At 56.5% G+C, this 14,033-nt stretch carries 11 protein-coding genes; 7 read left to right on the top strand and 4 right to left on the bottom strand.

All coding sequences use genetic code 11. The annotated features are described in order from the left end of the window. Positions 1-9: 9 nt before the first annotated feature. The gene (locus tag FVB43_RS23920) at positions 10-1,581 is read right to left on the bottom strand and encodes an ABC transporter substrate-binding protein (RefSeq protein WP_167864899.1); all 1,572 of its coding nucleotides are present in this window, start codon (positions 1,579-1,581) and stop codon (positions 10-12) included. 148 nt (positions 1,582-1,729) lie between these two features. Here FVB43_RS23920 and FVB43_RS23915 point away from each other — a divergent pair, with 148 nt between their 5' ends. Beyond that, positions 1,730-2,374, top strand: coding sequence for a DUF1028 domain-containing protein (locus tag FVB43_RS23915; RefSeq protein ID WP_159338080.1), 645 nt, complete (start codon positions 1,730-1,732; stop codon positions 2,372-2,374). A gap of 165 nt (positions 2,375-2,539) precedes the next feature. On the opposite strand, the gene FVB43_RS23910 is transcribed toward FVB43_RS23915, so the two are convergent. Next, positions 2,540-3,106 carry a DedA family protein gene (locus FVB43_RS23910; protein WP_133841152.1) on the bottom strand — a complete coding sequence of 189 codons (567 nt, stop codon included), beginning with the start codon at positions 3,104-3,106 and terminating at the stop codon, positions 2,540-2,542. 223 nt (positions 3,107-3,329) lie between these two features. Between FVB43_RS23910 and FVB43_RS23905 the strand changes: the two genes are divergently transcribed. Beyond that, complete coding sequence (locus tag FVB43_RS23905; protein WP_133841151.1) at positions 3,330-3,917, top strand: Yip1 family protein; 588 nt, start codon at positions 3,330-3,332, stop codon at positions 3,915-3,917. A 166-nt stretch (positions 3,918-4,083) separates the two neighbouring features. After that, positions 4,084-5,037: a D-alanyl-D-alanine endopeptidase gene (gene pbpG / locus FVB43_RS23900; protein WP_133841150.1), complete on the top strand. Its 954-nt coding sequence runs from the start codon at positions 4,084-4,086 to the stop codon at positions 5,035-5,037. A gap of 40 nt (positions 5,038-5,077) precedes the next feature. Here the strand turns inward: pbpG and FVB43_RS23895 are convergent, their stop codons facing one another. Continuing rightward, complete coding sequence (locus FVB43_RS23895) at positions 5,078-5,593, bottom strand: GNAT family N-acetyltransferase (protein ID WP_159338081.1); 516 nt, start codon at positions 5,591-5,593, stop codon at positions 5,078-5,080. Positions 5,594-5,780: 187 nt separating this feature from the next. Between FVB43_RS23895 and FVB43_RS23890 the strand changes: the two genes are divergently transcribed. Next, positions 5,781-8,210 carry a DUF3772 domain-containing protein gene (locus tag FVB43_RS23890; protein ID WP_167864898.1) on the top strand — a complete coding sequence of 810 codons (2,430 nt, stop codon included), beginning with the start codon at positions 5,781-5,783 and terminating at the stop codon, positions 8,208-8,210. A 117-nt stretch (positions 8,211-8,327) separates the two neighbouring features. On the opposite strand, the gene dld is transcribed toward FVB43_RS23890, so the two are convergent. Further along, positions 8,328-10,070 (bottom strand): D-lactate dehydrogenase, encoded by a 1,743-nt coding sequence (dld, locus tag FVB43_RS23885; protein ID WP_167864897.1) that lies wholly within the window; start codon positions 10,068-10,070, stop codon positions 8,328-8,330. Between the two features lie 190 nt (positions 10,071-10,260). Between dld and bglX the strand changes: the two genes are divergently transcribed. The 3 genes from bglX (at position 10,261) to FVB43_RS23870 (ending at position 13,942) form a co-directional block, all read left to right on the top strand. Next, complete coding sequence (bglX, locus tag FVB43_RS23880) at positions 10,261-12,558, top strand: beta-glucosidase BglX (protein WP_133841146.1); 2,298 nt, start codon at positions 10,261-10,263, stop codon at positions 12,556-12,558. Positions 12,559-12,636: 78 nt separating this feature from the next. Then, positions 12,637-13,503, top strand: a complete 867-nt coding sequence (locus FVB43_RS23875) for an oxygenase MpaB family protein (protein WP_159338084.1) — start codon at positions 12,637-12,639, stop codon at positions 13,501-13,503. 28 nt (positions 13,504-13,531) lie between these two features. Next, positions 13,532-13,942 (top strand): lysozyme inhibitor LprI family protein, encoded by a 411-nt coding sequence (locus FVB43_RS23870; RefSeq protein WP_133841144.1) that lies wholly within the window; start codon positions 13,532-13,534, stop codon positions 13,940-13,942. The last annotated feature ends 91 nt before the right edge of the window (positions 13,943-14,033 follow it).

Here is a 14,033-nt window from a genome sequence, read left to right as displayed (position 1 = left end):
CGGCCTCCGTCAGGGTTTGCTGACCTGATGCAGGATCAGGTTGAAGTTAGGTTGCAGCGCAAAATTCTGCACCTGGCGCGTGGTCACAGCGTTTTGCTTCCAGTTGGCGACGAACAGCCAGGGCGCATCATCGTGAACGAGGGCCTGGACCTGGCGATACAGTGCACCGCGCGTCTGCTGGTCGCTGCTGCTACGGGCTTCATCCAGCAGCTTATCGACCTCGGGATTGCTGTAATAACCGGAATTAAAGCCGCCTTTATCCGGCCACGCATCGCGCCGCAGGGTGAGGAACGGCAGGGTATCCGGGTCATTGGTCATCCATGCCATCTCTGCCATCTGGGTTTGCGGGGTCAGCCCGGCATTCACTTTGGCCAGATAGGTGTTCCACTCCCAGGTCTGAATAGTGACGTTGAGGCCCACGGCTTTCAGATCGGCCTGAATCGCGGTGGCCATTGGGATCGGATCAAGCATCCCTGATCCCCCTTCTGTGACGTAGAAATTCAGCGTAGCTCCTTCTGCCCCGGCTTCTTTCAGCAGCGCACGGGCCTTTTCTGGATCGTAAGGATACGGGCTGACCTCTTTATTCGCCGCCCAGGTAAATGCTGAAGGGATCGGGCCATCGGCAACCTGTGCCGATCCCTGCAAGACTTTATCGACCAGTGCCTGCTTATTCACGGCGTAGTTCACCGCCTGGCGGACGCGCTTATCGTTAAACGGTTTCTCTTTGGTGTTCAGCAGCAGGAACCAGACGTGCGGGCCGACCGCCTGGTGCATCTTGAACTGCGGGTTATCGGCGAAGGTTTTTACCGTGTCAGGTGGCACTTCCACCATCGCATCAATGCCGCCGGAGAGCATCTCCGCGGTACGGGTGTTGCCATCGGTAATCGGACGGAACACGGCGGCTTCCAGCTTCGGTGCGCCGTCCCAGTAGTCTTTATTGGCGGTCAGCACCACGCGCTGGTTGGCCTGCCACTCGCCAAAACGAAAGGCCCCGGTGCCGACCGGATGGCGACCAACGTCTTTGTCATATTTCTTCACCGCTGCCGGAGACACAATCAGCCCGGCAGGGGTCGCCAGATTGGAGAGCAGGGGGGCGAAGGGTTGTTTCAGCGTAAACACCACCGTTTGTGCATCCGGGGTGGTGATGGTATCGATGGAAGAGAAGAAGAAACTCAGCGGGAAGGGGCCGGTGTGATAGTACGGATGTTGCTTGTTAAGCATGCGTTCAAAGGTAAATTTCACCGCATCGGCATTGAACGGCGTACCGTCGTGGAACGTGACGCCTTCACGCAGATGGAAGGTATAGCGCAAGCCGTCCGGGCTGATTTCCCAACGGCTGGCGAGTGCCGGTTCAATCGAGAGTGAACCCGGCGCATTGCGCACCAGACCATCGTAAATATTGACCAGAATACGCGAATCGTTAGCGGCCGTAGCGACCTGAGGATCGAGCGACTGTGGCTCTGCCACCTGGCCGATAATTAGCACGCCGGGGGGAGATTCTGCCCCGGCCTGGGGTGCCAGGGCCAGCAGGCCCAGGCAGAGGGAAAGACAGTGCAACCCGGTGCGTAGCGATGTGAACATGGTGGTCCCCGTTAAGCAGAGTGGTCAGCGCACGGTGTGACGTGCGGATGAACAAAGTTTGTCCTGTTTGTTATTTATGCGTATAAATAGCGTTAAGTGCAATAATTTATCCATATAAATTTGATCTGCCTGGCAGAAGGAGGGTGCAATGACCTTTTCTATTGTGGCACGCGATCCACAGAGTGGCGCACTGGCGGCGGCCACGGCCACGGGCGGCCCGGCCGTGGGTGCGCTGGTGATCCATGGCCGCGCCCGTACGGGTGCTATTGCCACGCAGGCGCTGACCAATCCACTGTACGGCAGTCGCGGGCTGGCATTGCTGGCTGAGGGGCTGACGGCAGAACAGACGCTGCATCTGTTGCTGAAGGAAGATGATGCGCGTGAGCGGCGGCAGTTGCTGATTATCGATAATGCCGGAGCGACCGCGCACTGGAGCGGCAACCTGTGCGGGCGCTGCTTCAGCAGCATGGCGGGCCCGCAGCTGGCCGTGGCGGGCAATATGCTGGTCAGTGAACAGGTCCTGACGGCGATGCAGACTGCGTTTGCAGCGGCGCACCGTCTGCCGCTGGCCGATCGGATGCTGGCGGCGCTCAATGCTGCGCATCAGGCCGGAGGGGATGAGCGTGGCATTCGTTCTGCGGCGCTAAAGGTCTGGGATCGTCGTGCTTATGCCGACATTGATGTGCGTGTTGACTGGTCGGATGCCCCCCTGGCGCAATTAGCCGCGGTGCTGGAGCAGGTGCGCGCGCCCACCTATGCGGATTTTTTCCGGCAGTTGCCGGGGGGGGAATAGGGACCGCAACTGGTCAGGTATTCACATTTCGTCGGGGATGACCTTTTTCCGGTCATCCCGCGCCGGGGGCTGCCCGAAGAGTCTGGTCAGTGTTGCCGGCCGACCAAAATGGAGCCGACTGCGCTGGCCGACTGGAAACGAAGGTCGACCACTGAAGGTCGACCACTACTGATGCTTTTTATGGCGGTGTTTCACCGCCAGGCGTATGCCCCACACCAGCACCACCGCCAGCAGCAGCCAGAAAAGGTGCTTGAGATGATGGTCAAGCTGATGCAGCCACGGCGCAATCACCTGGCCGCCGAGATAACCGAGCGAAACAAAAATCAGCGCCCACAGTGCGGCGCCAATCGCGTTAAAGAGCAGGAACTTGCGCGGCGAGAGCTGACTGGCCCCGATAATAATCGGCCCGACAATGCGCAGTCCGTACATAAAGCGCACGCCAATCACAAACAGCACCGGACGTTTGCGTATCAGGCGGTTAGCACGCTCAATTTGCTGCTGATGTTTTTTGAAACGCTGGAGGATCGGCTCACCGTAGCGGCGGCCAATGAAAAACAGCGCAGTATCACCCAGAACACCCCCACACATCGCCACCAGCACCACCCAGCCGAAATGCAGCAGGCCTTCATGTGCGGCGACACCGCCCAACAGCGTAAATGTCTCACCCTCAGCCAGACAACCAATAAACAGTGCCCAGTAGCCATACTGGGAAATCAGCGTATTCACATCCATCTGTTAAACCCGTTCCTCATGTTGCTTTTAGGGTTAAGTCTAACCCTTTTGATAAAAGTTGCAGCGAAAAGGGCCGTCTCCGTGTTTATTTTTAACGGAAAATGAAGCGCTTAACGCGTTCATCTGCTGGATGAAAAACAAACAGGCCAGGGCCGCTTATACTTGAAGAGATGCCGCCCGAGACTGTGCCTGCTGGCGGTCCGTTGTACAGAGGAGTGAAGATATGAATCATGTCTGGGGACTTCTTGCGCACCCGGGTCGGGAGATGCGCGACATTAAGCAAGAGAATGAAACGCTCTCGCATCATTACACTCATCATGTGCTGCTGATGGCGTTGATCCCGGTGATCTGCGCCTTCATTGGTACCACTCAAATCGGTTGGGATATCGGCATTGAACGGACTATTCCGCTGTCGTTATTCAGTGCGTTCTCACTGGCCATCCTGTTCTATGCGCTGATCCTGCTGGGTGTGGCCGTCATGGGAAGGGTGATCTGGTGGATGGCGCGTGACTACCCGCAGCGGCCCTCACTCTCAAACTGTCGTGTCTTTGCCGGTTACGTGGCAACGCCGCTGTTTCTCAGCGGGCTGGTCGCTCTCTATCCTCTGGTGTGGCTTTGTGTCCTTGTCGGCGCGCTGGCGCTGGTTTATACCGGCTATCTGCTGTATGTCGGTATCCCGCTGCTCCTCAACATTGACCGCGAAGAGAGCTTACGTTTCTCCGGCTCCACACTGGCCATCGGTATCCTGGTGTTTGAAGTGTTACTGGCGATAACCGTGCTGATGTGGGGTTACGGCTATCAGCTATTTTGAGCGTGGATACCGCCGGGAAACCGGCGGTGTTTTGGTAACGCTCAGAAACGAATATCCTGTAGGATAATCCTTAACTTCCGGCGTATTATGCCTGCGCCAGCCCCCGCAACAGTGCGGGACGCGGTGTGTGGTCTCCACACCCTCATTATCAGCCGCTAAGTTTACAATGCCTGCAAAAATCCGTTTGTCTCTATTAAGTGTGGTTATGCTGTTTTCTGGTCAGGCCATCCTGAATCAGGCCGTTGCCCGTACTCACCAGCCTGCCGTAGAAACTGCATCGGCCCAGCCTGAAATTGCATCAGGCAGTGCGATGATTGTCGACCTGACCACCCAGAATGTGATCTACGCCAGTCACCCGGATTTGGTCCGTCCGATTGCCTCGATCACCAAGCTGATGACGGTGATGGTGACGCTGGATGCCCATCTGCCGATGGATGAAATGCTCAAGGTTGATATCAGCCGTACGCCAGAAATGCGTGGAATCTATTCGCGCGTGCGTCTTAACAGCGAAATCAGCCGTAAGAACATGATGTTGCTGGCATTGATGTCCTCAGAAAACCGCGCGGCGGCCAGCCTGGCGCACCACTATCCGGGCGGATATGATGCCTTTATTCGCGCCATGAACGCCAAAGCCCGTGCACTGGGTATGAGTAACACGCATTACGTAGAGCCGACCGGACTGTCGATTAAGAACGTCTCAACGGCGCGTGATTTGAGCAAACTGCTGATCGCGACCAAACGTTATCCGCTATTGGGCGAACTCAGCACCACCCATGAAGATATGGCCACGTTCCGTAACCCGAATTACACCCTGCCGTTCCGTAACACCAACCATCTGGTGTATCGCCCGGACTGGAATATACAGCTGACGAAAACAGGGTATACCGATGAGGCAGGACACTGCCTGGTGATGCGTACGGTGATCAATAAGCGCCCGGTTTCACTGGTGGTGCTGGATGCCTTTGGCAAATACACCCATTTTGCTGACGCTAACCGTCTGCGTAAGTGGATGGAAACCGGCAAAATCTCTCCGGTTCCTCCGGCAGCGCTGAGTTACAAGAAGCAGAAAGCCTCGCAGGTGGTCACTAACCGGGCGGTCGATGACAGCGCGGTAGAATAACCTGCGCTCACGGGGCGACCTTTTTTTGCGGTCGCCCTGGTTATAACGCTCGCTGCATCAGTAATGTATCGCGCCATTCGCCATGTTTAAAACCAACGGCGCGAAAATTACCGACAATCTCAAACCCCATTTTTTTATGCAGATTAAGCGAGCCGGCATTGCGCTCGCCATTGCCGATAATCGCCAGCATCTGGCGGTATGGACCTTGCTGACAGCGGACGATCAGCGCGGCCAGCAGGGCGCTGCCGATGCCCCGCCCCCCCATTTCCGCATCAATATAGACCGAATCTTCAACGGTAAAACGGTAGGCGGGGCGTGGCCGATATTGTGTGGCATAGCAGTAACCCACGACCTGCCCGTCGATCTCGGCGACCAGCCACGGCAGTTCGAACGAACAGACTTTTTGATGTCGGGCAGCCATCTCTGTTGCATCGGGGGGCGTTTCCTCAAAGGAACCGCAACCGTGCAGCACATGCCAGCTATAAATACGGGTCACCGCGTCGATATCGCCAGGCGTCGCGTCACGGACGATTGGTTCAGAAGAGGGAAGGGACATTTTTTGCTCCATGCATTTTTGGATAATTTGCCATAACACCAGGAAGGTGGGGTCATAGAATATTCTTATGACAACGACCTCATTTTTCCATCACGAATCCTATAGTCCCGGCCAGATCAAAAGCTTAAACTAGCCGGAAAATTGACTGGCGCCGCCCGGCGCTGCCCTTAGTCTCAGGAACCTGCACATGTCTGGCTTGTTAACTTTTCTTCGTGTTTGTCTGCTGGCGCTGGTGGCGCTGTCGCCCCAGTTTGTGCTGGCGGCGGATAACGACAACACTCAGCAAAATGATGCTCCCCCTAAAATCAACGCCTCCGTTGAACTGCCGAAAATGCAGAAGGTGCTGGACAAGATCAAACAGCAGGTTTCCGGTGAAACAAACGACAGTAAACTCAATGCGCTCAACGATCTGGCGCTGGAGTTGTCCGGCGATGCCGATACGCTGATGCAAAGTATCATCCCACAGCGTGCGCAGTTACAGGCGCAGCTGGCGGTGCTGGGCCCGGCCCCGGAAGCCAGCAGCGGTGTGAAAGAAACGGCTGAGGTCACCAGCAAACGCAACAAGCTGGAAAACCAGAAAGGCAAAATGGATGACCAGATAAAACAGGCCGAGGCGATCAAAAGCGGGGCGATTAACCTGTCAGCGCAGATCGTCAACCTGCGTCGTGACGCGCTGAAAACCCAGCTTGCGCTCAACGCAGGCAGTATTTTCGGCCCGCGCTTCTGGGCACCGCTGTTTAACACCCAAAGCGATGACAGCGAAAAGATCAACGGTTTTGTCGATGAGCTGACCGGCGCCGCTGCGCTCTCCTGGGAACCCGGCTGGCGCTTTGGCACGTTGGCATGGCTGTTGGCCGCCGGCCTGGTGGCCACGCTGGGGCGCCGCTATCTGGAAGAGTTTCTTGCCTGGGTGGGGATTCACCATTTGCCGGAAGGGCGCCTGCGCCGCAGTTTCCTGGCGGCAGCGACCGCTATCACCACCCTTGCCGCAGTAGTGCTGGCCTTTAACTTCCTCGACCTTGCCTTCACCCGCCACGATGACGTTGTCGACGAGGTCCGGGATTTCGCTGACAAGCTGGTCGGACTCAGTGTGCTCTGTGGTCTGATTGCCGGCCTCGGGCGGGCTTTCCTCTCCACCCGTCGCCCGTCATGGCGTTTGCCGAATATCTCTAATGAAGTGGCGATGGCGTTAAAACCCTTCCCACCGCTCACCGCTGCGCTGGTGTTTATCTTCCAGACAGTTGAAAGCTTCAACAGCAGCGCCAGCACCAGCGTTGGCACCACTATCTTTGCTAACGGCCTGACTGCACTGCTGATTGGTGCCACGGCGCTGTCAATCAGTATGCGCACCAACCGCGTACGTCGCCGTATGATGCAGGAAGGTAATCAGCCGGAGGCGAAATCTACGCTGGTCGGGCTGATCCAGATGGCGCTGACGCTGATTGGCGTGGCGATTATGATTGCGCTGGTCATTGGCTATATCACGCTGGCGCGCTTCCTGAGCTACGAGCTGATCTGGATGGGGATTGTTTTTGGCTCTTTCTATATCCTCAGCCAGCTGGTGGCCGATGGGTGTGAAAGTCTGTTTTCCACTAACAATGCCTCCGGTAAACGCATTCAGGCTTCGCTGAATATCGATGAGCGTCATCTGGGGCAGGTTGCAGCAGTGCTGGGCGCCATAGGCAAAACTGTGCTGGTGCTGGCTGCTGCGATGGCGTTGCTTAACGGTACTTTCGGCAGTTCGACACCGATTGAGCTGGTGCAGAAAGCCATTGAGTTCTGGGGCGGTAAAGGCCTTGAATCCCTGAATATCGTCCCGGCGCATCTGGTGAATGCGCTGATCTGCATGGTGGTGGGCATCTGGGTTCTGCGTTCGGTCAAGCGCTGGCTGGAGCATGATTTTCTGCCGAAAACGACGATGGACAAAGGGATGCGCCTGTCGCTGATCACCCTGTTCAGTAATATCGGTTTTGTGCTGGTGATCCTGATGACCCTGTCGATTATGGGCCTGCAATGGAACAAGCTGGCCTGGATCGTCAGCGCCCTGTCAGTCGGTATTGGTTTTGGCTTACAGGAAATTGTGAAGAACTTTATTTCCGGCCTGATCCTGCTGACGGAACGTCCTGTTAAGGTCGGTGATCTGGTGAGTATCAGCGGCATTGAAGGCGATATTCGCCGTATCAATGTGCGTGCCACGGAAATCCAGCTGAGTGATAAATCGACGGTGATTGTGCCTAACTCGCAGCTGATTTCGCAGAACGTACGTAATGCCACAATGGGCAATGCCCAGGGGGTGGCGACCATTACGCTGACCTTCCCGCTGGATATTGACCCGCAGCAGGTTCGTCAACTGCTGCTTGAGGTGTATAACGAGAACGAACGCATTCTGGAGACCCCGGAGCCGTCAGTCACCTTTAAGGATCTGACCTCCACGGGGATTGTGCTGTCTGTAACCGGTAACGTTGCCAGCCCGCGTCAGGTGGGTGGGGCGAAAAGTGATCTGCTGTTTGATATCCTCACCCGCTTACGCAAAGAAGGGGTGATGTTATCCACACCGCAGACCATGATCATTGAACGTAAAAACGGTCAGATGGTATTGCAGGAGCCTAAAACGTAGGGGCGAGGCATGCCCCGACCAGGGCACATTGAACGTAACAATAATGTAGGGTCGAGGCATGCCCCGACCAGGGCCGTAACAATGTAGGGTCGAGGCATGCCTCGACCGTCTCAAGGGTCAGGCGTGCCGGTCCCCCTGTGATTTATCGCATTCGCATTCGCCCCAGTGCTTCGCCCGCGTGGTTTTACCAATCCCCGGATTAAAGCTGTTGGTCGGGTCGAGCTGCTGATAGAACGCCTTCAGCTGCGGTTTGGCTTTGTACAGATGCCCGACGTTATGCTCTGCCGGGTACTCCGCGCCACGCGCGTGCAGGATGTCCAGCATCTTCTCCTTGAGCGCGTGCACATCCACCCCTTTTTTCACGATGTAATCCTGATGGAACACATGACAGAGGAAATGGCCGTAATAAAGACGGTGGGTCAGCGCATCGTCGAGCTCCGGCGGGAGTTGCTCAAACCAGTCACGATCGTTACGGCGCAGGGCAATATCCAGCGCCAGGATATCCTCCACTTCCTCATGGTGTACCGCGTGATAACGCACGGCCGCGCCCGCCGCGGCAAAGCGATGCAGGAAAGCGTGTGCTCCCTCTTTTCCTTCGCACGCGAAGAACTCCCCTTCGGCGCTGCTGAAAAAGTCGTTTAAATAAGCGCGCGCTTCCGCCACCCCGTCGCCGGACATCTTCAGCATCAGATGGTGTTCAAAACGATCGCGATACTGCTTCATGCGCGGTGGCAGATGTGACGGCAGCAACGCGGCTATTTTCTGCAACAGACGGTCGCTGAAGTGGGGCTTCAGCCATTTGATCCGGGCGAGCAGGGCATCTGCGCGTCCCTTGAGCGTGAAGAACAGCGGCATTTTGTCGGTGCCGAGCTTATCGATCATCACAAAGGTGTCTTTGCCGTAGGTTTCCGCCATATCAAAAATATCGCGGTGCATATATTCCCCGGCCACGGGCAGATTATCGAAGCTGGCCAGCATATGGCGGCGCAGCTGGTCGAGAACCGCCGTGTCATTGGTGCCGATGTAAAACACCTGCTGGGCGCTTTCGCTGGCAAAGGTGTCCAGGCGGACGGCAAACAGGGCCAGTTTGCCGGCACAGCCGGAGGCCTCAAACAGCCGGCGTTCATCGGCATTAAAACGCGATGGCGTGTCAGCATCGACGTCGCGCACCCGTTCGGCGTAATCCGGGTCAGAGGCGTGACGCTGGTCGTGCAGCACATCACTCTGCTGCCAGCTGTCGTCATCCAGCTTGCCTAAAATCTGCTCCGGTGTGACGCCGAGGTTGATCCCAAGATGATTCACCAGCTGCAATTTTCCGCTGGCATCAATCTGCGCATACAGCGCCATCTCGGTATAGGCCGGGCCGCGTTTCACCAGCGATCCACCCGAGTTATTGCAGATACCGCCCAATACCGAGGCGCCGATACAGGAGGAACCAATCACCGAGTGCGGTTCACGTCCCAGCGGTTTCAGGGCTTTTTCTAACTGATAGAGCGTGCTGCCGGGAAACGCCAGCACCTGCTTCCCCTCATCCAGCAACTGGATTTTATCCATCCGCAGGGTGCTGATAATCACGATATCACGCGGATAATCTTTGCCGTTCGGCGTTGAGCCTTCGGTCAGCCCGGTGTTGGCTGCCTGCATCAGAATAATCACGTCGGCGGCAACACAGGCCTGCAAAATACGCCACTGCTCCAGTAAATTGCCGGGGAAGACCACCGCCAGCGCATCGCCTTCGCCCGATCGGAAGCCTTTACGATAGCGTTCCGTTTTTTCCGGTTCCGTTAACAGATGGTTGCGGCCCACAATGCGGCCCAGTTCAGCGATCAGTTTTTGTTCTGCGTGTTGGGAAGTGTGCATGTCATATCCTTGTCAGTATCACCGTCCTACTGTAGCACTCGCAGCGTGGCAATAAAGTCCGGCCTGTGGCGTCTGTGATTCATCACCTGAAAACTAGCTGCTATTCTCAAGGTATGACACACTGCACCCGCTTGTTACTTGCACTAAAATAATATAGATACGCCACAGTCACTTGAGAGAAAATCATCTGATGAAATGGATTTGTTCTGTCAGCCTTGCCGTTACTCTGGCGATCCAGCCAGCTTTTGCCGACGATTTGATCGGCCCACATCAACTGACTCCGCAGGCGCGTGACGCATTCGTTACCGACCTGCTGACAAAAATGACCCTGGATGAAAAGATCGGCCAGCTCCGGTTGATCAGCGTGGGGCCGGAAAATCCGAAATCCGCCATACGCGATATGATCCAGCAGGGGCAGGTGGGGGCGATCTTTAATACCGTCACCCGGCATGACATTCGTCAGATGCAGGATCAGGTGATGCAACTCAGCCGCCTGAAGATCCCGCTGTTCTTTGCTTATGATGTGATCCATGGGCAACGCACCCAGTTCCCGATCCCGCTGGCGCTGGCCGCGAGCTGGGACACCGAGGCCGTAGCGAATGTTGGCCGCATTGCGGCGTATGAAGCCGCTGATGACGGGCTGAATATGACCTGGGCGCCCATGGTGGATGTGACCCGTGAACCCCGCTGGGGACGTGGCTCAGAGGGCTTTGGTGAAGATACTTATCTGACGTCGGTGATGGGCCGCACGATGGTGCAGGCGATGCAGGGCAAAAGCCCGGCGGATCGCTATTCTGTCATGACCAGCGTCAAACACTTTGCCGCCTATGGTGCGGTGGAAGGCGGGCGTGATTACAACACCGTAGACATGAGTTCGCAGCGTCTGTTCCAGGACTATCTGCCGCCGTACAAAGCGGCGTTAGATGCGGGCAGCGGCGGCGTTATGGTGGCGCTTAACTCGCTGAACGGCGTACCGGCCAGCGCCGACAGCTGGCTGTTGAAAGAGGTGCTGCGTGATGACTGGAAGTTTAAAGGCATCACCATCAGCGATCACGGTGCCATTAAAGAGCTGATCAAACACGGCGTGGCACGTGATCCGGAAGACGCGGTGCGTATTGCGCTGAAGTCCGGCATTGATATGAGTATGAGCGATGAGTATTACAGCAAGTACCTGCCGGGCCTGGTAAAACGCGGTGAAGTGAGCGAGAAAGAGATCGACGATGCGGCACGCCATGTGCTGAATGTGAAATACGATATGGGGCTGTTTAACGACCCGTACAGCCATCTTGGTCCGGTGGGGAGCGACCCGGAAGACACCAATGCGGAAAGCCGTCTGCATCGCACCGAAGCCCGCGATGTGGCGCGCAAAAGCATGGTGCTGTTGAAAAACCGTCTGGAGACGCTGCCGCTGAAAAAATCCGGCACAGTGGCTTTAATTGGCCCGCTGGCGGACAGCCAGATCGACATCATGGGTAGCTGGTCTGCCGCCGGTGTGGCAGCGCAGTCCGTCACGCTGTTGCAGGGGATGAAAAACGCCACGGCCGGTAAAGCCACGCTGCTGTACGCCAAAGGCGCGAACGTCACCGACGATAAAGGCATTCAGGACTTTATCAACCTGTATGAAAAAGCGATGACCGTCGATACGCGTTCACCGCAGCAGATGCTGGATGAAGCCGTTGCCACCGCTAAAAAAGCGGATGTGGTGGTGCTGGCGATAGGTGAGGCGCGTGGTATGGCGCATGAAGCCTCCAGCCGGAGTGACCTGACGCTGCCACAAAGTCAGCTGAAACTGATTGATGCGCTAAAAGCGACCGGAAAACCGCTGGTGCTGGTGCTGATGAATGCCCGTGCGCTCACGCTGGTGCATGAAACGCAGCAGGCCGATGCGATGCTGGAAAGCTGGTACAGTGGCACCGAAGGCGGTAACGCCATCGCCGATGTGCTGTTTGGCGACTACAACCCGTCTGGCAAATTGCCGATGTCCTTCCCGCGCTCCGTGGGCCAGATCCCGATCTATTACAACCATCTCAACAGTGGCCGTCCGTATAACTTCGAAAAACCGAACAAATACACCTCACACTATTTTGATGAAGCGAATGGCCCGCTGTTCCCGTTTGGCTACGGTTTGAGCTATACCTCGTTCACGCTGTCGCCTGTGAAGATGTCTGCGACGACCATGCCACGTAACGGCACGGTCAACGCCAGCGTCACGGTGACCAACAGCGGTAAGCGCGATGGTGCAACCGTGGTCCAGCTTTATCTGCGCGATCAGGTGGCCAGCATTAGCCGCCCGGTGAAAGAGCTGAAAGGCTTTAAGCGCATCATGCTCAAGGCCGGTGAATCACAAACCGTCACCTTCCCGATTGACGTCAGCGCGTTGCAATTCTGGAATGCCAGAATGCAGCAGGTGGCCGAGCCGGGTAAATTCAGCGTGATGATCGGGCTGGATTCCGCGCGCACCGTCGATGCGGAGTTTGATTACCTGTAAAGCGGGTCGGGCAGGGCATGCCCACCTCATTTTCCATTGGGGTGAGGCATGCCTCGCCCGGTTTCACTGGACGCTGTAATGGTCAATTTTCGCGATAAAATTCAGCAGCAGGTGTTCCGCTTAAATGGCCTGTCATTAAATGAGTTTGACCTGTCAAAACCACCTGGTGACCCCGGTCTGTACGGCCCGGACAGTGTGATATGGCGGGTGCACGGTGATTTTTCTTCCATGCTGTGTGGCGGGATCGCCGCGCTGTTGTTACAGATGCAACATCCGCTGGCGCTGGCTGGCGTGTGGGATCACTCCACTTTCCGCGACGACATGATGGGGCGGTTACGCCGCACCAGTCAGTTCATCGCCGTCACCACTTTTGGTAACACCATCGATGCACACACCCTGATTGAACGGGTGAAGCGCATTCATCTGCGCGTCAGCGGTGTGGATGCGCACGGGCAACCTTATGCCGCCAGCGATCCGGCGCTGCTCACCTGGGTTCATGTCGCGGAAACCCGCAGTTTCCTGGCGGCGCATTTGCGCTATAAAAACCCGCAGCTCAGTCTGGCTGAACAGGATCGTTATTATGCAGAGGCAGCGTTAGTGGCCGAAGCGCTGGGCGCGCAGGATGTACCGAAAAGTGTTGCCTGCGTTGCTGCGTATCTTGAGGCGATGCGGCCGCAGTTACGCTGTGATGAACGCACACAGGAAGTGTTATCCCTGCTGCTGAATGCGCCCGCGCCATCATGGCAGGCGCGTCCGGCGATGAATGCCATGCTGCTGGCGGGCATTGAACTGCTGCCGGAGTGGGCACAACAGGCGTTCGGACTGCATTTTTCTCCGCTACGGCGGCGCATTATTCGCCTGCGTATTGAGGTGATTGCCAGGCTGCTGCGCTGGGCGATCTCGCGCGGGGCGTATCAACGGGCCATGACGCGGGTCGGACGTTAATTCTCTTTCACGGTTCAAGGATCTCATCATGAAAAATATTCTCATCAGCGTGCTGCTGCTCAGCGGCACGGCCAGTGCAGCAGAAACATTACGTCAGGATCTGGATACGCGCCTGGCAAACTGCCAGCAGCAGGCGGTCAGCACGCTGGAGAATCTTCAGTGTTATGAGGTGGCGAATAAAGCCTGGGATAGTGAGCTGAATAAACAGTACCGGCTATTGCTGGCAGGGCAGTCACCTGAGGCGCAGGCCGCGCTGAAAAATGCCCAGCGGGCGTGGATCAGCTACCGTGACAGTTATTTGCAGGCAATGAACCGCTTTTATCAGCAGCAGCAGGGAACAATCTGGGGGCTGGTGGCGTCAGAAGCGAAGCTGAATGTGATTAAAGAGAAGGCCCGCGATCTCTATCGATTGCGTGAAAGCACCCATATGGGGGAGTAACAAAAGGCATTTTGAGACTTTTACCCTTGCCCCAACGTGATGTAACGCGCCATTCTCTTCTTATTGCCCAGGCCTATTCTCAAGGGAATGG

This window comes from Erwinia rhapontici (assembly GCF_012271765.1).
Classification (GTDB): domain Bacteria; phylum Pseudomonadota; class Gammaproteobacteria; order Enterobacterales; family Enterobacteriaceae; genus Erwinia; species Erwinia rhapontici.
The sequence above is the reverse complement of the archived record's forward strand: the minus strand, read 5'-3'. Positions and strand labels throughout refer to the sequence as shown.